Raw genomic sequence first — 22,043 nt, forward strand, 5'->3', positions numbered from 1 at the left:
ACATGTGATGTTGGCATCCATGTTAGGGCTATCGAACAACACCTTTTTGCTGCTCGATGCAGCCGTGACCATCATCGGGTTGATCCTGCTGATCACCCAGTTGAAGCTTCACCCCTTTGTGGCTCTGACCTTGGCTTCAGGCTTTCTCGGGCTGACCTCCGGTATGCCGGTGGCCAAGGTAATGCAGTCTTATCAGAACGGCTTCGGCGGCGTGCTGGGCTTCGTCGGCATCGTGCTGGCGCTGGGGACCATGCTCGGCAAGTTGATGGCCGACTCCGGCGGTGCCGACCAAATCGCGCAAACCTTGGTGCGCTGGTTCGGCGTGCAGAAGGTGCATTGGGCGATGATGGTTTCCGCCTTTTTGGTGGGCATCCCGCTGTTTTTCGAGATTGGCTTCATTTTGCTGATCCCGTTGGTGTTCGTGGTGGCCCGGCGTACCGGCTTACCACTGGTGAAAATTGGCATTCCGTTGTTGGCCGGCCTTTCCGTGGTGCACGGTTTGGTGCCGCCGCACCCGGGGCCACTGCTGGCCATTGGCGTATTTGGCGCTGACATCGGCAAAACCATCTTCTATGGCTTGCTGGTGGGGCTGCCCACCGCCATCATCGCCGGGCCAATTTTCGGTAACATCATCGCCAAGTACGTACCCGGCAACCCCAACAAGGAGCTGATGGACCAGATCGCCAAGGAAGCCGACGGCACCAACCTGCCCAGTTTCGGCGTCACCTTGGTCACCGTGCTGCTGCCGGTGTTCTTGATGCTGCTCAAAACCGCCGCGGACGTCGCCTTGCCCGCCGACCATGTAGTGCGTACCTGGATGGACTTGATCGGCCACCCGATCACCGCCCTGCTCGCGGCGTTGCTGTTGGCGCTGTACACCTTCGGCGCCGCGCGCGGCTTCGACCGCAAGCAGGTGGCCAAGCTGCTCGACCAAAGCCTGGCGCCCACCGCCGCCATCGTGATCATCGTCGGTGCTGGCGGCGGCTTCAAGCAAATGCTGGTCGACAGTGGCGTGGGTGATGTAATCGGCCATCTGGCGGTGCAGGCGCAGATTTCGCCCATCCTGCTGGCCTGGCTGGTGGCCGCGGTGATTCGGGTCGCCACTGGGTCAGCCACTGTGGCGACCATCACCGGCGCCGGCATCGTCGCCCCGGTGGTCACCTTGGTACCAGACGTGAACCGAGAATTGCTGGTGCTGGCCACCGGTGCTGGCTCGGTTATTCTCTCTCACGTCAACGACGCAGGCTTCTGGCTGGTGAAGCAGTACTTCAACATGACCGTGGCCGAAACGTTCAAGACCTGGTCGATGATGGAAACCATCCTGTCAGTGGTAGGGATCATTTTGATCATGGCGCTCAGTTACGTCGTGTGATCGAACAGCACAGCACGGGGCCGAACGGCCCTGTGTGAGTTGCGCCATTGGCGAATGATTGAACCGCCAGCCTACCCACGCTGGCACTAATCGAAGCTATCCGCGCCAGGTAAATGCATGAATAGCCGCCGGCGTTGCCACCGTTCGTTTGCGTCCTCCAGGGTCGGCAAGCCCCTAGGCGCAGCGCGTTGCTTCAGCCTCTTTTTGCGCAATGCGCTGGCAGACTCTCTACGCGCTTCAACCTGCCGCCATTCGAAGCTTTGCTGTTCGAACATACGCTGGCGATTGGCGCCGAACACCCCTACTTCAGTGAGCAGTTCCTGTTTCTGCGCGTCCAATTTAATGTAATTGTCCAGCGCCTTTGCCGAGCGGGTCTTTCGGGTGACCAGCTGTTGCCGCCAGTTCACGTTTTCGAAAGAAGCGTAGACTTGCTCGAACGCGTTGGCTTCAACACTGCCCTTGATTTTGGGTGCTAGTTTGAAGCGAAACAACCGCCCAGGCGTCAAGATCCAAAAGCGGCCTGATGGGTCCGAGGCATTGATCGGCTCGGCAGCACAATAGGCATACGCATTGATACCGCCCCGCGAGAAAGGTGCCCAATGATCAGGCCTTGCAAAGCGCATCAGCGCCGGTGTGTAAAGCCGATATCCGTTACCCGGTAGGTATCCATTGATTGAGCTCTCCAGCAGTTGCCCGTTGAACACGCAGGCTGGGCCGCCAGCATTACCTTCACCGTAATAGCCATAAGGCGCAACGGACAAGGCTGAGAAACTGGGCGAGATCGAACCCAATGGCGTGTTAGAGCGGTCAGCGCAAACCAGCCTATACATAAGGCACCCTCCGTTTTGACGGCCTATTTCAGTAGGGTTCAATTGAAAGCGTTACTGGCAGATTTGCCAGGTGGTTGGGGTTTTATCGGCGCTGACTAAACCACACGCCGGGGCGAGTTGTTCGCGCCATACCGCCGGTTTACGGCCAGAAGCAGTCGTTGAGCCCCCCACGGCCACCCTACAAGCTGTCCAGATCGGGCCATTCATCATCAATAGGCGCATGCATTAGCCGCGCACCTGACGCTTTGAAGATGCGGTGAACCGCAGCGTATGCTGGATCTTTGACACGCGCGTGGTCGCCGGGCCTCAGTACACAGCGAGCAATCATATTGAGGCCATGGCGGATGTCGGTGGTGATCTGCTCCGCGCGGCGTCGCACAGCCGGCTCTTCGGCTCCGCCTGATGGGCCTGGCGGGATCGCACAACCATCGGCGCGGGCCTTCAGGTAAGGGGCAGCAATGACTGTGCTGGACACGGCTGCCGGAACCGACCTAGCGGATGACGTAGCCTCCGAGCTGCAAACGCTCGAACTCTAGCGTACCGCGAGCGACACCCCAACGCTGCGCGAGCACACGGGTTGATGGCAATCAGTCAGGCGAATGTGGTCTTGCGGGCGACCGTTTGTGCCAAGCACTCATACAACTCATCGATGTGGGCGGTGTGTCCGGCCCTGTCCTTGAACCGCGTAGCGACCGCCAGGGCAGGCCGTTTGCGACGCTCGATGTGGCGCAATGGAAGGTCAGCATGGAGCGGTTGCTGATTGTTGTGGTTAAACCTGTAAGCCGCCCCATGCGCTAACACCTTAGGTGGATATTTCCTCGAGTGACGAGCTCTTCGTCTCGACGCCATACAGGAACACCACGAACGCCGCCAGGGTGAAACAGACAGCGCCGAATATAAACGGCCCCATGCTATTGGACATTGGAATGATAATGCCAATTATGGTCGGCCCCAGCAGCGCGCCGATACGACCGCAAAATGAGGCGAATCCACATGCGGATGCCCTGGCTCTCGAGGGATACAGTTCAGGGGTGTAGGCATACAGAATGCACCATATTCCGAAAACGAAGAACTGCATCATTGCCCCTGCGGCTAAGCTGATATTTCCCCCTAGCGACATACTCAAGGTCTGCCCGAAAACGTAAACACCTACTGTTGCCCCAACTAATGTCACCAGGCATGTAACTTTCCTGCCCCAACGCTCGATCGCCCAGGCTGCGCTGAGAAAACCCGGTATGCCGCCCAAGGAAATACTGTTGCAACAATGCGCCGAGCCAGGTATTCAAACCATAAAAGCCCAGCAAAGCAAAGAACCACAACCCACCGATCATCACCGTCCGCTTGCGATAGGCGGGTGAAATAAGCGCGCGTAAGCCCCCATGACCTTTTGCAGCTTGAGCTGCTGGGCTCGCTGTAGTCGCAACGGTGGGAAGTACACTGACTTTCAGCCTGCGCATGATAATTTTTTCTATACGATCCATGATCGCTGCTGCCTCTGCATGACGCCCCCGAGCGTCCAGCCAGCGAGGAGACTCTGGCACGACCCACCGAATGCAAAGAACGAAGAATGCCGGAATGGCTTCGAGAAAAAAAACAGTCCGCCAATCATAGTTCCACAATACACAGTGCGACAGTACCCCCGCACAGATAAAAGCAATAGGCCAATTCCCTTCCATCAAGGCAAGGTACTTACCTCTGCTTTTCGCCGGAACAAACTCGGACAAAAGAGTCTGCGCAAGCGGTGTCTCCATGCCCATCCCGACACCGAGGAGCGCACGGAATATAGCTAACCACGTCGCATCCGGAGCGATCGAACACAGATAGCTGGCCGCCCCCCAGATAATCATGCTTGTTTGAAAGACCCATTTCCTCCCGAAACGATCCGCCAATGCACCGGACATCAATGCACCCGCCGCCATCCCTACAAAACTGGCGCTGGCGAGCAGCCCCGCCTGGGCGGACGTCAGTCCAAACTCCGTCTTTATAGAACCTAGCAAAAACCCCATGGTGGCAAGGTCGATATTATCGAAGAAAAACGCCAGTGCAATTATTGCAAAGAGCCAGCGATGAAATCCGCAAATAGGTAACCGCTCTAATCGGTCTGCTGATAACGGTATTATGCCGACGGACAATCGAGTCATGCTTCCCTCCAACGATTATTCGAAATTATTGGCAGAAGCGCCAATTTATATTGGTAAAAATCGGCAGAGATAAGCAAAACAACTAAATATTTTATTTTAGGGCGGCAGAAACACTTCAATTCCTGAATGCTGAATAGTTATGGGTCTCTCAGTACCCACCCGGAGATGGGCGGAGTTACAGCCTTCTGGCCTGCAAAACAGTGAAACTAGTTGTTGAATCGTCCTTTCTTAAAGGCATCCTCGGAAAGACCGCTGATACACGCACCTTGGGGAAACGTGAACCTGACGTATGGCGCTTGAGGTTGCCCCGGTGGAGAATATTGGCCATCCGCAAGTATTCTCTTCTTTGCGCTCAACTCCTTGATTTCGCAACGGATGGCCACAATCTGGTCGGCCGCGCCATTCTCGATTGGAATGTATCCTTTTTCCGGGCGGAATTTTTCCAACGCTTGATTCTGGTGAGTAATCACATCGCCGGTCGCAAACTGTAAGTCTGCTACACATCTCGCTATCACACTGTAGTATTCAAGACTGGTATTTTGGCCCTTGGGCGCCTTGAGCAGCGCGACGGGCCTGTCTACCTCGATGGTGATACAGTTATTCTCAGCCAACTTTTGTGCAAATCTACCAAAGCGGGAACAATGAATCAGAAACGAGTCATCCCTGAAGGTGTAGCTTTGCGCAACTATGTAAGGATATGGAAGATCATGTACGGCGACCCTGCAGATGAGCTCATCCTTAAGGAAGGCCACTATAGAGGGCCAGTCGTTCCAGGCCAGATCTTTACGCCGCATTTCCGACCGAAAGTAAGGAGGAGGCATTATTTTCGACCTTTTGCGGTTCGTGAAATGTTATCGCTCCGCTTGGGCCCGACGCCCACTCCAACGACGTCACAGTCAACGTAGCGCTCTATGAAGTCGATCAGTTGTTCAAGCTGCGGCGGAATTGCCTTTCCCTGGGCAGTATCAAGCTCGGCCAAGTCAAAACCTTCGAACTCCATTGTTTTTACCTCTACATCAGGATGGCTTTTCCCATACTCGACAACGGTGGGTATCTTCCCATTGCGGGTCAATTTGAATAAAGAGAGACTGTCGCACCGATTGATAAAAACTTCATCAATTCCATGGAACGCTACCGTCTCCTTCAGGTTGACCAAATCAAGTGCGCCAATTCTGCGCGGCCGCCCGCTGCCAGTGCCGTACTCACCGGCCTGAATTCTGATGCCTTTACCGATATCCAGCGGCGAGGCGCTGCGCAGCAGCGCCAGGTAGTCCAGCCGGGATTCTTCTTCGCGGCCGATCCATCGCGACGCGGCAGTATTGCAATACTCAGCGGACGCCGAGCCGCCGAATTCGGACGGGAATGATCCTGCGCCTACCCGTGACATTATCGCTTTGACTATGCCTATGGATTTTCTGTGAAACCTGCACGATAGGTCGCCCCCTGTGTACGCATAGGAAGGACCCGTGCGACTGGAGGTCACATAGGGTTGTTCACCAAACGTAGTGTCCAATAGAACAGATTGTGCCCCCTCGAATAAAACGCGCGCACCGGACGAGACTCTTTTAGTCAGAAACAGGTCATCTTCCACGACATATTCTGCTACAAGCTCCCATGCCGCTTCGATTTCAGCCAATGCGCTAGAAATTTGGGAGGCAGAGAGCGGCGGCTGGATTTCCTTGGACAAATTTTTCTGGACAATCGTGAAAGCAGTGCTCGGGTCGCTGCACAAGTCCTTCAGTTGTATCCCGGATCGGTCGTGGCCTTTCATTCGAATCGAGTGATCAGCGTAGCAAGGCCCGATTCCGTTTCCAGTGGTACCTATTACCGAGCCATATTCCAGATCCAGCGCAATATGGTGCGGCTGTACGACAGAGCAACGGTGGCTGATAAAAAGTCTTTGCTTCAAGGAAATACCCAAGTCAGCCAGGGTTTTGATCTCGGCCGCCAGTTTTACCATATTAACGACACAGCCAGACCCGATGTATAGCACTTTGTTTGCATGGAACACTGCCGATGGAATCTGCTTCAGCTTGGCTTCTCCATGAGGTGTGATCACGGTATGGCCGGCGTTAGCGCCTCCATTAAAACGGGCTATAATGTCGTAGTCATGTGCCAGCAAATCGACAATTTTGGCTTTACCCTCATCCCCATATTGCAGGCCCACTAATACATCCGCGAATCCTGCAGATGGCTTATTCATCTCCGGGTTCCAGCACGAAAGTCGCCTCTACTTCAACGGGCGCATTGAAGGGAAGACTGGCAACCCCAATAGCGATCCGGGCATGAGTACCCTTTTCCGCGAAAATCTGATTTATCATGTGCGACGCAGCATTAATGACAGCCGGCGCGTCGGAGAAGCCTTGTGAAGTGGAAACGAACCCACCCAGCCGTAGCACCTGGGATACTTTCTCGAGGTTTCCATGGGTGGCTACGTTAAGCCATCCTAGAATATTCGCTACGCACAACCGGGCTGCCGCCTGAGCATCGGCGAGCGAGACATCGTCTGGAACCTTACCGGTAAAAACCGATTTGCCGTTTCGTACCGGCAATTGCCCAGATACGACGACAATATTGTTGTGGACAGTAAAAGGTGCAAAAGCCCCTGGCACGACGTCCAGCGTTGGAACAATAACACCGCTTTCGCGGATCCGGTTTGCAATCGTCATAGTGCCCCCACATTTCAGGTTTAACTTACCGTTACCAGCAAGGTCACTATGCCTAAGGATTTACTGCCAAGCTGCTGTGTAGGTGTCGTACGCTATCGAGAAGACGCCACACATGATGAACATCAACTCGGTTTCGAATCACGAAAATAATCGGTGGGGCTGCTGCCTAAAGCCTTTCTGAACATTGCGCTAAAAGCACTAGGGCTGTCATAGCCAAGCGTGATCGCTATCTCAGTTATTGGCCGATCACGCGAGAGTAATTCGACTGCCAGCATCAGGCGAGCCTGCTGCCGCCAACGCGTGAAGGTCATGCCAGTCTTCGCGATGAATAGCCTGACAATGGTTCGTTCACTAGCACCCACAATTTGGCTCCAGCACAATATTGACCTTTCATCCGCTGGGTTTGCCAGAATCCATCGACAGATACGCGCCAATCGAGGCTCGGTCGGCATCGGCAGATGGAGGGGCACCGACCTCATAGGCTTAATCTCGAGATACAGAAGCTCCACGACGTTACCGTCGCGTCCGTGCTTGTCGTATTCCACGGGCATCATGACCACTGCGAGTATCAGCTCGCGCAGAAGCGGAGTCACGGATATGACGCAACACTCGGTAGACGAGAGGGGGCAGCGCTCGGGTTCGAAGTACAGGGTGCGCAACTCTGTCGGGCCCAATGCGAGCATACTGTGCAATACCCCAGCGGCCACCCAGACTGCCCGTTGCGGAGGCACGACCCAGGAACCCGTACTTGTGGTCACCCTGATCGAACCCGCATAAGCGTAAATAAGCTGGCCCCGCCGATGGCAATGCGTGTCGATGAAAAAATGATCCGGCAAATCCCGCGCCATGCCACCAACGGGCCTATCGATTCGCTGGTAGTCCTCACGATCTTCGCTTTTGCCGAACATTGTGCCTCCTCAGTACAGTTACCGCCTACGCGCGGTCACTCATATCTTGTTGCGCCTGCGACCGGATGACGAAGCAGCGCAGCGAAAGCAGCGGTTTATGTGCCCGGAACCTTATGCGCTGGGTTCAGTATAGGAGCCAGGCGGAGGCATACGGGAGCAGGATTGGGACTACAAAAGCGGTAAAAATGCCGTTCAGGCTCATACCCATTCCCGCGAATGCGCCGGCTTCCTCGCTCAGCTGAAACGCTCTCGCTGCACCGATTCCATGGGACGCTATTCCAAGCGAGAAGCCCTGTATTTCGGGTTCTTTTATCTTCAGCAGCCTAAATACCGTGCTCGAGCATACAGCGCCAAGAATTCCGGCGGATATCGTGAAGATCGCGGTGAGCGTGGGCAGGCCGCCGATTTTCGCCGATACTTCCATAGCGATGGGGGCGGTCGCGGATTTGGGCACCAATGACAGCACCATCAAAGGCGAAGCGCCAAGCAGCTTTGCTATCATTGTGACCGAGAAGAGTGCTGTTAAAGAGCCAGCCACTAATCCACCTAGCAATGGCACAGTGAGGTGGCCCAGCCTGGACAATTGTCGATAAACTGGCAACGCGAGTGCAACAGTCACCATTCCAAGTAAAATACTGATTGATTGAACGCTTTGCAAATACGCCGTATAGCTTATCTGTGTAGCTTCCAAGAAACACAGCAAAAGTGCCACGGAAATCAATACAGGGTTGGCCAACGGATTACGCCTCAGCCTTGTATGGATCTGCTGCGCGATAAGATACGCGACCAGCGTAAGCGCTAACCCGAGTGCCGATGTATTCTTGAGATAGCCCCATGCCTCCCAATGCTCAAAAAGAACCATTGCCGGCCGCCCCCTTTACGCGTTTTCTTTTATTCTGAAACCTGAGCAATGCACGTGCCACTAGCGCGGTCACCCCGATAGCCAAAGCCGTGCTAAGCGAAATAGCAGCGAAAATTGCTACCAGCCCACCCTGTAACTTATCGAAGGACTCGACGATGCCCACCCCGGCAGGAACAAAAAATATCGACATATTACGTAGAAGCGCTGTAGCTGTTAGTTCAACCGGGTCTGCCAGGGCAGGCCGAAACAGCGAAATCAACAGCAACAGCATCATTCCCATGATGGGTCCAGGAATCGGTAAATTAAAGGCACGAGTCACCCCCTCTCCGACACATTGCAAGATCAGCAGGGTTGCGAGGCTAAAAATCATATCGGCAATTTATCTCAATACATTTCCAATTCACGCTTACAGATCCTTGCAATGATCTCCGTTACGAGATAGCAAGCGCTCCCGCTTTTGCGACTTGAGCATCCTCATGAGATTTCGCACCTGAAACCCCTACTGCCCCAACGACGTGCCCACTGACAACGACGGGAACCCCTCCCTCCAGGGCAGTGACTGACCGTGCCGTCGTGAATGCCGTTCTGCCCTCATTCACCATCTCTTCGTAGAGTCGAGATTCGCGCCGCCCCAGCGCTGCGGTGAGTGCCTTGCCGACAGCGATGTCTACGCTGATCGACGAGCTGCCGTCCAGGCGCAATAACGCAAGCAGATGCCCACCGTCATCACATATCGCTATCGTTACCGGAAAACTATTCTTTGTCGCCTCAGCAACTGAGGCACGCATGATAGCTTCTACATCCTTGAGTTCTAACGTTGGTTTTGATTTCATTTCAAGCTCCAGTCAGCGCTAAAACAACCACAACGAATGTAGTGCGCAGACACTCTATACGCGAGGTAACAATAGGTGAAAGTTCGATGTCAGGATTATAACTTTATGCGGGTCACCCATTGCGGGAGTTAGCGTTTGATCATGTCAATCACGGCGCGCGAAAGGTCCTCACCGGGTTTCCCCAGTCGATCAACCGCGTCAAAGTGGTGGCCGTCGCGTTGACGAACAACTTGAACATCGAAGCCCTTGGCATTCAAAAGTGTCTGATATTCCGCTTGAAGCCGGTGAAACTCATCCGTCTCATCGCCGCCGACGCTGAGAATGAACGGGATCAGTTTGGAGGGCAGGTGCAGCGTTGGGCTGTACTCCCTGACCTCTTCCTGATCAAGTTGTACCACTTTATTCAGATAGCAGAGGCGGATAGGTTCAAGATCATACAGGCCGCTGATTGCGCAGGCGCCCGCAACGATGTCTTGTGGCACACCGAATCCCGTCCAATCCCCGCCCGCCAGCATGGCCGTAAGGTGGCCGCCCGCGGAGCTACCGCTGAGGTAGATAGCATTCCCATCGATACCAAGTTCTTCCGAATTTTTATACAGATAGGCGATGGCGCTCATATTATCATGGATGATTTCGCCCATTCGCACCGATGGGGCAAGGCGATAGTTGACCACTGCGACACTGATACCTTCGGCGAGATACGCTTCAGCGACGGTGCTGAAATCTGACTTATCGAGGGACTGCCAGTAGCCGCCGTGAATAAAGACCAGCACTGCTCCGGAACCCGATTTCGCGGGAAAAAAATCCAATGACTGTTTATCTTCAGTTCCATAGGCGAGACTTTCTCGAACATCATTGTATTTTCGGAATTCAGCGCTCGTTCTAGACCACCGAGCGAAGATATCCAGATGATCGGGGATACCGGCACGCACGTTGTATTGATGATCGAGTGCTTCCTGATTGTACGAACGATAAACTGGCATGCGATGACCTTACGAGGGGCGATGAATGAATCGAGAACGCCGAGACGGCGGTCTTGGTTCACTTAAGTTATCTGCCTTCCAAATCGCTCGCGCTCGCGCAGATGACACAGATTGTCTACCTCACGCCATCTCAGGCTCGAAGCTGGCAGATTACGGCCTGCCTCCATTCATGCCGTGCAGCTTCGCGGGTTGATCGACAACGCTGGATGGCCGCGCGCTGATCATGCTCGATCTGCCCGGCTGTGCAATTACCCAGCGATGTGCCGCCACCGAGGTACCGTGGGTCTTTGCTTTAACTCAAAAGTCCCTCCAGACTCTCCCACTGATTACCCCTCTCATTAATGCCCCCGGATACACGCTGCTTTTGAGTACAATGGTAATCTCCGGCACGTCGAAGGCGTTATCTACTGGAAGCCTGCGAGCAGCCAGAGCAACGGCATGGTCAGGGTGATAGGCCGCATAGAGCCCCAACGCGCCCATGCGCCTTCGCCCGCAAGGTGACTTCGGCTGGTTCAGTTACACCATTTCCAGGGACACGATCCACGCCTGCCTGCCGCCTGCGAAACGGCTGTGGTGTATTAGAAGTGGGCCGCTCTATTTTTTGCCGGTGGCTTTCCCAGATGGCCGCCGCACCGCGCATGTAAACACGCCACCACGATCAAAAAGAAACGCATTTAATTAGCAAGCTTGCTAATTAAATGCGTACTAACATCATCTTCAGTGATATTCATCTTCAGACCATTCGATTCGTCGATAAACCCGCCTACCACCCAGAATCCGCCCATTCTCATTAACCGAAGATTAAGGCGGGTTTTACCATGGACGAGGGACTCAAACCTCTGCGCGTGCCGTTAGCGGCGCTGGCTGTCGTCGTGCTGGCGGCTTGCGGTAAGGCGCCGGAGCCGGCTGCATCGGCGCCAGCGGCTACGCCCGTGAGCGTGGCCAAGGTGCTCGAGCAGCCCGTGAACGAATGGGATGAGTTCACCGGCCGCCTGGAGGCGCCGGAAACCGTACAAGTTCGCCCGCGGGTGTCGGGCCAGATCGACCGCGTAGCATTCAGTGAGGGCGCGCTGGTGCACAAGGGCGACCTGTTGTTCCAGATCGACCCCCGCCCGTTCCAGGCCGAAGTCGATCGCCTGCAAGCGCAGCTGCTGCAAGCCAAGGCCAATGCCAGCAATGCGCAGAATGAAGCCCAGCGCGGTGAGCGGCTGCGCGCCAGCAATGCCATCTCCGCCGAATTGGTCGACTCGCGCAACACCGCCGAACAAGCGGCACGTGCCGAGGTGCAAGCGACCCAGGCGCAACTGGACCTGGCCCGGCTGAACCTCAGCTTCACCCGGGTCAACGCACCGATTACCGGCCGCGTGGGCCGGGCTGAAATCACTGCTGGCAACCTGGTGACCGCTGACACCAGCAACCTCACCAGCGTGGTATCTACCGACAAGGTGTACGCCTACTTCGACGCCGACGAGCGCGCCTTTCTCAAGTACAACCAACTGGCCCGCGATGGCCAGCGTGGCCAAGCCACCCCGGTGTACATGGGCCTCTCCAACGAAGACGGTAATCCGCACCTGGGCCAGATGAACTTCGTTGACAACCAGGTGAACCCGCAAACCGGTACGATCCGTGGCCGCGCCGTGTTCGACAACAGCCTAGGCGAGTACACCCCTGGCCTGTATGCCCGGCTCAGGCTGGTGGGCAGCGGCACTTATGAGGCCGTGCTGATCAAGGACGACGCCGTAGGTACCGACCTGGGCAAAAAGTTTGTGTTGGTGATGGGCAAGGACAACACCTTGGCTTATCGCGCCGTGGAATTGGGCCCCAAGCTCGAGGGACTGCGCATCGTGCGCAAGGGCCTGAGCAAGGATGAGCGGATTGTCGTCAACGGCCTGCAGCGCGTGCGCCCAGGGGCTCAGGTGGCGCCAGAGGATGTGCCCATGGCCAGCGAGCAAACCCTGGCGGCTTTGGCCCGGCAACGCGCATTGCTTGAAGCGGCCAACCGCCAGCCCAGTAATACGCCGACACTGGCCAACGCTTCCCCCCGCGGCTAAGCCAACGGCTATAGGAACACGACCATGAGTTTCTCCCAGTTTTTCATCCGCCGGCCGATCTTTGCTGCCGTGCTGTCGTTGTTGATCCTGATCGGCGGCGCGATCTCACTGTTCCAGTTACCGATCAGCGAATACCCCGAAGTGGTGCCACCCACCGTCGTGGTACGCGCCAACTTCCCCGGTGCCAACCCCAAGGTGATCGGTGAAACCGTTGCCGCGCCATTGGAACAGGCCATCACCGGGGTCGAGCACATGCTGTACTTGTCGTCCCAGGCCACGGCCGATGGCAAGCTTACGCTGACCATCACCTTTGCCTTGGGCACCGACCTGGATAACGCGCAGGTTCAGGTACAGAACCGCGTCACCCGCACCGAGCCGAAACTGCCCGAGGAGGTCACCCACCTGGGGATCACCGTCGACAAGGCCTCGCCCGACTTGACCATGGTGGTGCACCTGACCTCGCCAGACCAACGCTACGACATGCTCTACCTGTCGAACTACGCGGTGCTCAACGTCAAGGATGAACTGGCGCGCCTGGACGGTGTGGGCGACGTGCAGTTGTTCGGCATGGGCGATTATTCCCTACGGGTATGGCTTGACCCGAACAAGACGGCGTCACGCAACCTCACCGCCACCGACGTGGTCAACGCGATTCGCGAGCAGAACCGCCAAGTCGCCGCCGGCCAGCTCGGCGCCCCACCCGCACCCAATGCCACCAGTTTCCAGATGGCAATCAACACCCAGGGGCGGCTGGTCAGCGAGGATGAATTCGAAAACATCATCATCCGCGCCGGTGACGACGGCCAGATTACCCGCTTGAAGGACATCGCCCGTGTGGAATTGGGTTCGAGCCAGTATGCGCTGCGCTCGTTGCTCAACAACCAGCCAGCGGTGGCGCTGCCGATCTTCCAGCGGCCGGGCTCCAACGCCATCGACATCTCCAACCAGGTACGGGCCAAGATGGCCGAGCTGAAAAAAGCCTTCCCCGAGGGTATGGACTACAGCATCGTGTACGACCCGACCATCTTCGTGCGAGGCTCGATCGAAGCGGTGGTGCACACCCTGTTCGAAGCCTTGGTGCTGGTGGTGCTGGTGGTGGTGCTGTTCCTGCAAACCTGGCGCGCTTCGATCATTCCGCTGGCTGCGGTGCCAGTGTCGTTGATCGGCACCTTCGCCGTGATGCATCTGTTCGGCTTCTCACTCAACGCGCTGTCGCTGTTCGGCTTGGTGTTGGCGATTGGCATCGTGGTAGACGACGCCATCGTGGTGGTAGAGAACGTAGAGCGTAACATCGAACTGGGGCTGGACCCGGTGCCTGCCACGCAACGGGCGATGAAGGAAGTGACGGGGCCGATCATTGCCACCGCCTTGGTGCTGTGCGCGGTGTTCGTACCGGCCGCGTTCATCTCCGGGCTCACCGGGCAGTTCTACAAGCAGTTCGCGTTGACCATCGCAATTTCCACGGTGATCTCGGCGTTCAACTCATTGACCCTCTCCCCGGCCCTGGCGGCGGTGTTGCTCAAGGGCCACAACGCCCCGAAGGATGGCTTTTCTCGGTTGCTGGAGCGCACCTTCGGTGGTTGGTTGTTCAGGCCCTTCAACCGCTTGTTCGAACGTGCCAGCCACGGCTATGTGGGCACCGTGCGCAAAATGCTGCGCGGCAGCGGCATCGCCTTGGTGGTGTATGCCGGGCTGATCGGGCTCTCGTACTTCGGTTTTGCCCACACCCCCACTGGCTTTGTGCCCACCCAGGATAAACAGTACCTGGTGGCCTTCGCCCAGTTGCCCGATGCAGCGAGCCTCGACCGCACCGAAAGCGTGATCAAACGCATGTCGGATATCGCCCTGAAGCAACCGGGGGTGGAAGATGCCGTGGCGTTTCCGGGGCTTTCGATCAACGGCTTCACCAACAGCCCGAACAACGGCGTGGTGTTCGTGACGCTCAAGCCTTTCGAAGAGCGCAAAGACCCGAGCGAGTCGGCCGGCGCCATCGCCGGCGCCCTGAACGGTAAATTCGCCAGCATCCAAGACGCCTACATGGCGATTTTCCCACCACCGCCGGTGATGGGCCTGGGCACCATTGGCGGTTTCCGCCTGCAAATCGAAGACCGCGGCAACCTGGGTTATGACGCGCTGTACAAGGAAACCCAGAACATCATCAACAAAAGCCACAGCGTACCGGAGCTGGCAGGGCTGTTCACCAGCTACACGGTCAATGTGCCGCAGGTGGACGCCAATATCGACCGCGACAAGGCCAAGACGTTGGGCGTGCCCATCAGCGATATTTTCGACACATTGCAGGTGTACCTGGGTTCGCTATACGCCAATGACTTCAACCGCTTCGGCCGCACCTACCAGGTGAACGTCCAGGCCGACCAAGGATTTCGCCTGGAGCCCGATCAGATCGGCCAATTGAAAGTGCGCAACAACCGTGGCGAGATGATCCCGCTGGCGACGCTGCTCAAGGTCGAGCCCACGGCGGGCCCCGACCGGGTGATGCACTACAACGGCTTCGTCACCGCCGAGATCAACGGCGCGGCGGCCCCAGGTTACAGCTCGGGCCAAGCACAAGCGGCGGTGGAAAAGTTGCTCAAGCAGGAACTGCCCAACGGCATGACCTACGAATGGACGGAGCTGACCTACCAGCAGATTCTCTCGGGCAATACTGCGCTGCTCGTGTTCCCGCTGTGCGTATTGCTCGCCTTCCTGGTGTTGGCCGCCCAATACGAAAGCTGGAGCCTGCCGTTGGCGGTGATCCTGATCGTACCGATGACCCTGCTGTCGGCGATTACGGGGGTGATCCTGGCCGGTAGCGACAACAATATCTTCACCCAGATCGGCTTGATCGTACTGGTGGGCTTGGCGTGCAAGAACGCGATTTTGATCGTCGAGTTCGCCAAAGACAAGCAACAGGAAGGCATGAGCGTGACCGATGCGGTGCTGGAGGCTTGCCGCCTTCGCCTGCGGCCGATTCTGATGACCAGCTTCGCTTTCATCATGGGTGTGGTACCGCTGGTGCTGTCCTCCGGCGCCGGGGCCGAGATGCGCCATGCCATGGGCGTGGCCGTATTCTCCGGGATGTTAGGCGTGACCTTTTTCGGGCTGCTGTTGACCCCGGTGTTCTTCTACCTGATCCGCCGCTTCGTCGAGCGCCGGCAAGCGCGCAAGGCCGCCCCCGCGTTGAACGAGGTGCAAGCATGAACCTGATCAAACCCTTTGCACCCAGCCTGTTGGCGCTGGCATTGGCGGCCTGTGCAGTAGGCCCGGACTACCTAGCGCCGCAAACGGCACCGGCCCAGGCGGACGCGGCGCAGCCCATGGGCAACGCCCAATACGACCGTTCGCGCTTCGAAAGCCAATGGTGGCAACAGTTCGATGATCCGACGTTGAACCGGTTGGTAAGCCAGGCCCTGCAGGGTAACCGCGACCTGCGCGTGGCCTTCGCGCGCTATAAGGCGGCGCGGGCGATTCGCGACGACGTGGCCAACGATGAGTTACCCGTGGTCACCGGGCGCACCAGCAGTAACCTGGGCCGCGCCCAAGACCCTGGCTATACCGACCACCGCGCCAATATCGAGCGCTATGACGCCGGCCTGGACATGGCCTGGGAAGTCGACCTGTTCGGCCGTATTCAGCGCGAGCTGGAGGCCTCCGATGCCCAAGAAGCGGCCGCCATGGCCGACCTGCAGCAGCTAAAGGTGAGCATGATCGCCGAGTTGGTCGATGCCTATGGCCAACTGCGCGGCGCGCAACTGCGCGAAAAAATCGCCCTGGCCAACCTCGACAATCAAAAAGCCTCGCTGAAAATCACCGAGACACTGCGTGATGCCGGGGTCGGCAACGACCTCGACGTGGTCCGCGCCGATGCCCGGTTGGCCGGCGTGGAAGCCACCGTGCCGCAACTGCAAGCCGAGCAGGTGCGCGCGCGCAACCGTATCGCCACCTTGCTTGGCCAACGCCCGGAGCAACTGACACTGGACCTCTCGCCCAAGGCCCTTCCCGCCATCGCCAAGGCCCTGCCCATCGGCGACCCGGGCGAGCTGCTGCGGCGGCGCCCAGATGTCCGCGCCGCCGAGCGCCGCCTGGCAGCCGCCACCGCGAGCATCGGCGTACAAACCGCAGACTTGTTCCCGCGCGTGAGCCTAGCAGGCTTTTTAGGCTTCACCTCGGGCCGCGGCTCGCAACTGGGCGCCAGTGCTGCGCAGGCCTGGACACTGACCCCCACCATCACCTGGGCGGCCTTCGACTTGGGCAGCGTGCGTGCACGCATACGAGGCGCCAAGGCCGATGCCGAGGGGGCGCTGGCCAGCTATGAACAGCAGGTGCTGGTGGTGTTGGAGGAGTCCGAGGACGCTTTCAGCGATTACGGCAAACGCCAACAACGGCTGCTCTCGTTGATCCGCCAAAGCGAGGCGAGCCGCAAGGCCGCTGGTTTGGCCGAGGTGCGCTACCAGGAAGGCAGCGTGGATTACCTGGTGCTGCTCGATGCCCAACGTGAACGGCTGGCCGCCGAAGATGCGCAAGCCCTGGGGGAAGAAGACCTGTACCACGGCATCGTCGCGATCTACAAAGCCTTGGGCGGTGGGTGGCAAGTGCCGGAGGCCAATGCGGCAGTGGCGGCCAGGTAAAATGCCGGCGCGGCCCGGCAGCAAGCTGGGCATGCGCTGGCGGCCCTACAGCGTCTCCATACGGCCTTCGAACCAGGCCAGTTTATCCCGCAGCGTCACCACTTCACCGACGATCACCAACGTGGGCGCATGCACCTCGTGCTGCGCCACCAGCGCCGGAAGGTTCGCCAAGGTGCCGGTGAACACCCGCTGGTGCACGGTAGTGCCCTGCTGAATCAACGCCGCTGGCGTGTTGGCCGCGCGCCCATGGCGGATCAAACCCTCGCAGATGACCGGCAGGCCCACCAGGCCCATGTAAAACACCAGGGTCTGTGCCGGCGCGACCAACTCCTGCCAGGGCAGGTCGCTGGAGCCGTCTTTCAGGTGCCCGGTCACGAAGCGCACCGACTGGGCGTGATCGCGATGGGTCAATGGAATGCCGGCATACGCCGCGCAGCCACTGGCGGCGGTGATGCCCGGCACTACCTGGAAGGGAATGCCGTGCGCGGCCAGTTCTTCGATTTCCTCACCGCCCCGCCCAAAAATGAACGGGTCGCCGCCCTTGAGCCTCACCACCCGCTTGCCTGCCTGGGCAAGCGTGACCAATAACTCGTTGATTTTCTCCTGTGGTACGGCGTGGTCGGCGCGGCGCTTGCCCACGTAGATACGCTCGGCGTCGCGCCGGCACAGGTCGATGATCGCCGGCGCCACCAAACGGTCATAAAGCACCACATCGGCCTGCTGCATCAACCGCAGCGCCCGAAACGTGAGCAGGTCTGGGTCGCCGGGTCCGGCGCCGACCAGGTATACCTCGCCGGGTGCATGGGGCGGGGCACCCTCGACACGCTCTTGCAACAAGCGCTCGGCCTCGGCGCCCTGCCCGGCCAATTGGCGGTCTGCCACCGGCCCTTGGAACACCTCTTCCCAAAAGGCCCGGCGCTGGTTCACGTTCGGGTACAACTGCTTGACCTTGTCACGAAACTTGGCGGCCAGCCCGGCCAACTCGCCATAGCGTGGCGGTATCCAGGCTTCCAACCGCGCACGGATCAGCCGTGCCAACACCGGTGCATCGCCACCGCTGGACACCGCGACCACCAACGGCGAGCGGTCGACGATCGCCGGGAAGATCACCGAACACAGGGCAGGCGCATCGACCACGTTCACCGGCACGCCGCGCCGATGCGCCTCGGCCGATACCTGGGCATTGAGCAGGGTATCGTCGGTGGCGGCGATCACCAATTGGCAGCCGTCCTGGTCATTGCCTTGATACTCCCTGGCCAGCGCTTGCCCATCATGGGCGGCCAACAGCGCCGCGAGCTGGCTGTCGATGTACGGGGCCACCACCCGCAAGCGCGCGCCGGCATCGACCAACAAACGCGACTTGCGCAAGGCTATGTCGCCCCCGCCCACCACCAGAACCTGGTGCCCGGCGAGCTTGTGGAACAGCGGCAGGTACTTCATTCAACCGATAACCTCAAGGCCGGCCATGTACGGCTTGAGCACCTGCGGTATGCGGATGCTGCCATCGGCCTGCTGGTAGTTCTCCAGCACCGCCACCAGCGTGCGGCCCACCGCCAAGCCCGAACCGTTGAGGGTATGCACCAGCTCTGGCTTGCCGGTTTCCGGGTTGCGCCAGCGCGCTTGCATGCGCCGGGCTTGGAAGTCGCCGGTGTTGGAGCACGAAGAGATCTCACGGTACTTGTTCTGGCTCGGCACCCACACTTCCAGGTCATAGGTTTTGGTGGCGCTGAAGCCCATGTCGCCGGTGCACAGCGCCAGCACACGATAGGGCAGCTCCAGCGCCTGCAGCACACGCTCGGCATGGGCGGTCAGGCTTTCCAGCGCCTGCATCGACTGCCCCGGCTCCACCACTTGGACCATTTCGACCTTGTCGAATTGATGCTGGCGGATCATGCCACGGGTATCGCGGCCCGATGCGCCGGCTTCGCTACGGAAACACGGGGTATGGGCGCAGAGCTTGAGCGGCAGGTCCTTGGCATCCAGTATGCGATCGGCGACCAAATTGGTCAGCGACACCTCCGCGGTGGGGATCAGGTACAGGTCGGCCTCGCCGTCGCGGGCGACCTTGAACAGGTCTTCGGCGAACTTGGGCAGTTGCCCGGTCCCCTGCAGGGCCGGCGCTTGTACCAAGTAGGGCGTATAGCACTCCTCGTAGCCGTGCTCAGCCACGTGCAAGTTGATCATGAACTGCGCCAACGCCCGGTGCAGGCGGGCAATCGGCCCGCGCAGCACGGCAAAGCGTGCGCCGGAGAGCTTGGCGGCGGTTTCGAAATCGAGCAAAGCGCCCTTCTCACCCAGCGCGACGTGGTCGAGCACCGGGAAATCGAATTCACGCGGGGTGCCCCAACGCCGCACTTCGACGTTCTGTTCTTCGTCAGCACCCACCGGCACTGTTTCATCGGGCAGGTTGGGGATACCGAGCATGATAGCGTCCAACTCGTTCTGGATTGCCTCCAGTTCGACCTTGGCGCTGCCCAGCGCCTGGCCCATGCGCTCGACATCGGCCATCAGCGGGGCGATGTCTTCGCCGCGGGCCTTTGCCTGGCCGATGGACTTGGAGCGCGCGTTACGTTCCGCCTGCAACTGCTCGGTGCGGGTTTGCGCAGCCTTACGCTGGTTTTCCAGCGCTTCAAGGCGCGCGATGTCCAGGGTGTAACCCCGGGTCGCCAGGCGGTCGGCCACTTCCTGTAACTGGCCGCGTAACAGTTTCGAATCGAGCATGTCAGTCTCTCGTGTGTTCAATAGGTTCGGGGCAGTGCCGCCTGGCTCAGAGGGGCCCGCCAGGGGTGGGGCGTTCAGCGCTTGCGGCGCCGTTTCGGGCTGGCTTGGTCCAGGGCCGCCAGGTGGCTGAGCTTTTCCCGGATTTTCAGTTCCAGCCCTCGTGGCACGGGCTGATAGTACTGCCGAGGCGTAAGATTTTCCGGAAAATAATCTTCGCCGGCGGCGTAGGCGTCTGGCTCATCGTGAGCGTACCGATATTCCTCGCCATAACCCAGTTGCTTCATCAGTTTGGTCGGGGCGTTGCGCAAATGCAGCGGCACCTCCAGCGACCCTTGCTCGGCGGCATCGCGCATCGCGGCGTTGAACGCGCTATACACCGCGTTGCTTTTGGGTGCGCAGGCCAGGTATACGATCGCCTGCGCCACCGCCAACTCGCCTTCCGGGCTACCCAGGCGTTCTTGGACGTCCCAGGCCGACAAGCACAGGCCCAACGCGCGCGGGTCGGCATTGCCAATGTCTTCGCTGGCCATGCGCACCACCCGCCGGGCGATGTACAGGGGGTCGCAACCGCCGTCGAGCATGCGCGCGTACCAATACAGCGCGCCATCAGGGTTGGAGCCGCGTACCGACTTGTGCAGCGCTGAGATCTGATCGTAAAAGGCCTCACCGCCCTTGTCGAAACGCCGCCGAGTGTCGCCGAGCAAGCTCTGCAACAGCTCTACCGAAATGGCCTCACCGTCTTCGGCCAGGTCTGCGGCGTTCTCCAGCAGGTTCAGCAAGCGCCGCCCGTCACCGTCCGCAGCCGCCACCAGCAGCGCGAAACCGTCGTCGCCCAACTGCAGGCGCCGCGCACCTAGGCCCCGCTCTTCGCTCAGCGCGCGGGTCACCAGTTGGCGCATGGCGGCTTCGTCGAGGCTCTTGAGCACGTATACCCGTGCCCGCGAGAGCAAAGCGTTGTTAAGCTCGAATGAGGGGTTTTCGGTGGTGGCGCCGATGAAAATCAGCGTGCCGTCTTCCACATAGGGCAGAAAAGCATCCTGCTGGGCTTTATTGAACCGATGCACTTCATCGACGAACAAGATGGTCCGCCGCCCTGACTGCGCTGCGTGCTGGCGAGCGATTTCCACGGCCTGGCGGATTTCCTTGACCCCGGCCAGCACCGCCGACACGGTTTCGAAGTGCGCATCCGACACCTTGGCCAACAACCGCGCCAGAGTGGTCTTGCCCACGCCCGGGGGGCCCCAAAAGATCATCGAATGCAATGCGCCCTGCTCCAGGGCCTCACGTAATGGCTTGCCCCGGGCCAGCAGGTGTTGCTGGCCCACGTACTCATCCAGGCTCGTGGCGCGCAAGCGCGCGGCCAGCGGCTGAGCCACCGGGGCGCTGGCAAACAAGTCCCTGGCCACGCCGGGTTATTCCTGGATCACGTCGGCACCCTTGGGGATGTCGAACTTGAAGATGCTCGCCGGGATCGGCTCGTTGGCCTTGATACCGGTGAACAACAGGTTGGTGCGCTGGCCAACGCTGTCGATCAGTTGCATGTCGTTAAGGGTGCCACGGCGGAACGACAGGCGCAGCGAATCGAACAGCGTGTCTTTGGTTTTGGGTTTGAGGGTGAAGTCGATCACGTCACCGCTTTGCTTGGCGCTGATGTCGAAGCTCTGGCTGATCTTCGAAATGTCGCCAGAGAGCAGCAACGCCGGCGTTTGGGTCAAACGCTGGTCAAGCTTCTTGATGGTGACCTGCTCGAGGTCCGGGTCCCAAAGCGACACTTTTTGGCCGTCGGACACCATCAGTTGTTCCTGCGGTGGGTCGGTGTGCCAGTAAAACAAGCCGGGGCGCTGCAGCGACAGCTCGCCAGCGGTTTCCTGCAGTTGCGTACCGCTGCCGTCCAGTGTGAGCTGGGAAAAACGACCGGTCAGGGTTTGCGCCTGCTCCAGCAGTTGGGTGAGCGATTTCACCGCTTGCTCATCGGCGTGGGCGGCGGTGCCGCCAAGGCCCAGGGCCGCGACCCACAATAGGCGAATAAGGCGCATGGAACTCCT

The 22,043-nt window shown here is 58.9% G+C and carries 17 protein-coding genes and 1 pseudogene; 4 read left to right on the forward strand and 14 right to left on the reverse strand.

Going from position 1 to position 22,043, the window contains the following annotated elements; translation table 11 throughout:
* Nucleotides 1–19 precede the first annotated feature (19 nt).
* Entirely contained in the window at nucleotides 20–1,372 is a 1,353-nt protein-coding gene (locus HAQ05_RS18565) for a GntP family permease (protein ID WP_190423326.1), read from the forward strand.
* 86 nt (nucleotides 1,373–1,458) lie between these two features.
* Here the strand turns inward: HAQ05_RS18565 and HAQ05_RS18570 are convergent, their stop codons facing one another.
* The 10 genes and pseudogenes from HAQ05_RS18570 to HAQ05_RS18615 form a co-directional block, all read right to left on the reverse strand.
* Nucleotides 1,459–2,202, reverse strand: a complete 744-nt coding sequence (locus HAQ05_RS18570; RefSeq protein ID WP_190423327.1) for an RHS repeat-associated core domain-containing protein — start codon at nucleotides 2,200–2,202, stop codon at nucleotides 1,459–1,461.
* Between the two features lie 802 nt (nucleotides 2,203–3,004).
* Nucleotides 3,005–4,343, reverse strand: a pseudogene (locus HAQ05_RS18575) (MFS transporter).
* A gap of 206 nt (nucleotides 4,344–4,549) precedes the next feature.
* On the reverse strand, nucleotides 4,550–5,164 hold the full coding sequence (locus HAQ05_RS18580; protein WP_202988098.1) for a pyridoxamine 5'-phosphate oxidase family protein: 615 nt from the start codon (nucleotides 5,162–5,164) through the stop codon (nucleotides 4,550–4,552).
* Complete coding sequence (locus tag HAQ05_RS18585; RefSeq protein WP_190423228.1) at nucleotides 5,164–6,546, reverse strand: adenylosuccinate synthetase; 1,383 nt, start codon at nucleotides 6,544–6,546, stop codon at nucleotides 5,164–5,166. Before HAQ05_RS18585 ends, HAQ05_RS18580 begins: the two co-directional genes overlap by 1 nt.
* Nucleotides 6,539–7,012 carry a RidA family protein gene (locus HAQ05_RS18590; RefSeq protein WP_190423230.1) on the reverse strand — a complete coding sequence of 158 codons (474 nt, stop codon included), beginning with the start codon at nucleotides 7,010–7,012 and terminating at the stop codon, nucleotides 6,539–6,541. The genes HAQ05_RS18585 and HAQ05_RS18590 overlap by 8 nt, the downstream gene beginning before the upstream one ends.
* Before the next feature lie 122 nt (nucleotides 7,013–7,134).
* The gene (locus HAQ05_RS18595) at nucleotides 7,135–7,920 is read right to left on the reverse strand and encodes an AraC family transcriptional regulator (protein WP_190423232.1); all 786 of its coding nucleotides are present in this window, start codon (nucleotides 7,918–7,920) and stop codon (nucleotides 7,135–7,137) included.
* 124 nt (nucleotides 7,921–8,044) lie between these two features.
* Nucleotides 8,045–8,782: an LrgB family protein gene (locus HAQ05_RS18600; RefSeq protein ID WP_190423234.1), complete on the reverse strand. Its 738-nt coding sequence runs from the start codon at nucleotides 8,780–8,782 to the stop codon at nucleotides 8,045–8,047.
* Entirely contained in the window at nucleotides 8,769–9,152 is a 384-nt protein-coding gene (locus tag HAQ05_RS18605) for a CidA/LrgA family protein (protein ID WP_190423236.1), read from the reverse strand. Before HAQ05_RS18605 ends, HAQ05_RS18600 begins: the two co-directional genes overlap by 14 nt.
* Before the next feature lie 61 nt (nucleotides 9,153–9,213).
* Nucleotides 9,214–9,615 (reverse strand): GlcG/HbpS family heme-binding protein, encoded by a 402-nt coding sequence (locus HAQ05_RS18610; RefSeq protein ID WP_190423238.1) that lies wholly within the window; start codon nucleotides 9,613–9,615, stop codon nucleotides 9,214–9,216.
* A gap of 128 nt (nucleotides 9,616–9,743) precedes the next feature.
* Complete coding sequence (locus HAQ05_RS18615) at nucleotides 9,744–10,598, reverse strand: alpha/beta hydrolase (protein ID WP_190423240.1); 855 nt, start codon at nucleotides 10,596–10,598, stop codon at nucleotides 9,744–9,746.
* Nucleotides 10,599–11,416: 818 nt separating this feature from the next.
* On the opposite strand from HAQ05_RS18615, the gene mexE reads away from it, so the two are divergent.
* From mexE to HAQ05_RS18630, 3 genes are read left to right on the forward strand one after another with little or no spacing between them, the layout of a single operon-like run.
* Nucleotides 11,417–12,649 (forward strand): multidrug efflux RND transporter periplasmic adaptor subunit MexE, encoded by a 1,233-nt coding sequence (mexE, locus tag HAQ05_RS18620; RefSeq protein ID WP_190423242.1) that lies wholly within the window; start codon nucleotides 11,417–11,419, stop codon nucleotides 12,647–12,649.
* A 24-nt stretch (nucleotides 12,650–12,673) separates the two neighbouring features.
* Nucleotides 12,674–15,850, forward strand: a complete 3,177-nt coding sequence (locus HAQ05_RS18625; RefSeq protein ID WP_190423244.1) for an efflux RND transporter permease subunit — start codon at nucleotides 12,674–12,676, stop codon at nucleotides 15,848–15,850.
* Entirely contained in the window at nucleotides 15,847–17,277 is a 1,431-nt protein-coding gene (locus HAQ05_RS18630; protein WP_190423246.1) for an efflux transporter outer membrane subunit, read from the forward strand. Before HAQ05_RS18625 ends, HAQ05_RS18630 begins: the two co-directional genes overlap by 4 nt.
* A 45-nt stretch (nucleotides 17,278–17,322) precedes the next feature.
* On the opposite strand, the gene cysG is transcribed toward HAQ05_RS18630, so the two are convergent.
* The 4 genes from cysG to lolA all read right to left on the reverse strand — a co-directional run bounded on the left by cysG (nucleotide 17,323) and on the right by lolA (nucleotide 22,034).
* Complete coding sequence (gene cysG / locus HAQ05_RS18635; protein WP_190423247.1) at nucleotides 17,323–18,717, reverse strand: siroheme synthase CysG; 1,395 nt, start codon at nucleotides 18,715–18,717, stop codon at nucleotides 17,323–17,325.
* The gene (gene serS, locus HAQ05_RS18640) at nucleotides 18,718–19,998 is read right to left on the reverse strand and encodes a serine--tRNA ligase (RefSeq protein ID WP_190423250.1); all 1,281 of its coding nucleotides are present in this window, start codon (nucleotides 19,996–19,998) and stop codon (nucleotides 18,718–18,720) included. It abuts the gene before it with no gap.
* Between the two features lie 74 nt (nucleotides 19,999–20,072).
* Nucleotides 20,073–21,404 (reverse strand): AAA family ATPase, encoded by a 1,332-nt coding sequence (locus tag HAQ05_RS18645; protein ID WP_190423251.1) that lies wholly within the window; start codon nucleotides 21,402–21,404, stop codon nucleotides 20,073–20,075.
* Between the two features lie 6 nt (nucleotides 21,405–21,410).
* Complete coding sequence (gene lolA, locus HAQ05_RS18650; RefSeq protein WP_190423253.1) at nucleotides 21,411–22,034, reverse strand: outer membrane lipoprotein periplasmic chaperone LolA; 624 nt, start codon at nucleotides 22,032–22,034, stop codon at nucleotides 21,411–21,413.
* Nucleotides 22,035–22,043 lie beyond the last annotated feature (9 nt).

Source organism: Pseudomonas typographi (genome assembly GCF_014694385.1).
Taxonomy (GTDB): Bacteria; Pseudomonadota; Gammaproteobacteria; order Pseudomonadales; family Pseudomonadaceae; genus Aquipseudomonas; species Aquipseudomonas typographi.

Coding starts and splice junctions, on each gene's coding strand:
- HAQ05_RS18565 (WP_190423326.1), top strand. CDS start 20: ATGTTAGGGCTATCGAACAACACCTTTTTGCTGCTCGATGCAGCCGTG.
- HAQ05_RS18570 (WP_190423327.1), bottom strand. CDS start 2,202: ATGTATAGGCTGGTTTGCGCTGACCGCTCTAACACGCCATTGGGTTCG.
- HAQ05_RS18580 (WP_202988098.1), bottom strand. CDS start 5,164: ATGCCTCCTCCTTACTTTCGGTCGGAAATGCGGCGTAAAGATCTGGCC.
- HAQ05_RS18585 (WP_190423228.1), bottom strand. CDS start 6,546: ATGAATAAGCCATCTGCAGGATTCGCGGATGTATTAGTGGGCCTGCAA.
- HAQ05_RS18590 (WP_190423230.1), bottom strand. CDS start 7,012: ATGACGATTGCAAACCGGATCCGCGAAAGCGGTGTTATTGTTCCAACG.
- HAQ05_RS18595 (WP_190423232.1), bottom strand. CDS start 7,920: ATGTTCGGCAAAAGCGAAGATCGTGAGGACTACCAGCGAATCGATAGG.
- HAQ05_RS18600 (WP_190423234.1), bottom strand. CDS start 8,782: ATGGTTCTTTTTGAGCATTGGGAGGCATGGGGCTATCTCAAGAATACA.
- HAQ05_RS18605 (WP_190423236.1), bottom strand. CDS start 9,152: ATGATTTTTAGCCTCGCAACCCTGCTGATCTTGCAATGTGTCGGAGAG.
- HAQ05_RS18610 (WP_190423238.1), bottom strand. CDS start 9,615: ATGAAATCAAAACCAACGTTAGAACTCAAGGATGTAGAAGCTATCATG.
- HAQ05_RS18615 (WP_190423240.1), bottom strand. CDS start 10,598: ATGCCAGTTTATCGTTCGTACAATCAGGAAGCACTCGATCATCAATAC.
- mexE (WP_190423242.1), top strand. CDS start 11,417: ATGGACGAGGGACTCAAACCTCTGCGCGTGCCGTTAGCGGCGCTGGCT.
- HAQ05_RS18625 (WP_190423244.1), top strand. CDS start 12,674: ATGAGTTTCTCCCAGTTTTTCATCCGCCGGCCGATCTTTGCTGCCGTG.
- HAQ05_RS18630 (WP_190423246.1), top strand. CDS start 15,847: ATGAACCTGATCAAACCCTTTGCACCCAGCCTGTTGGCGCTGGCATTG.
- cysG (WP_190423247.1), bottom strand. CDS start 18,717: ATGAAGTACCTGCCGCTGTTCCACAAGCTCGCCGGGCACCAGGTTCTG.
- serS (WP_190423250.1), bottom strand. CDS start 19,998: ATGCTCGATTCGAAACTGTTACGCGGCCAGTTACAGGAAGTGGCCGAC.
- lolA (WP_190423253.1), bottom strand. CDS start 22,034: ATGCGCCTTATTCGCCTATTGTGGGTCGCGGCCCTGGGCCTTGGCGGC.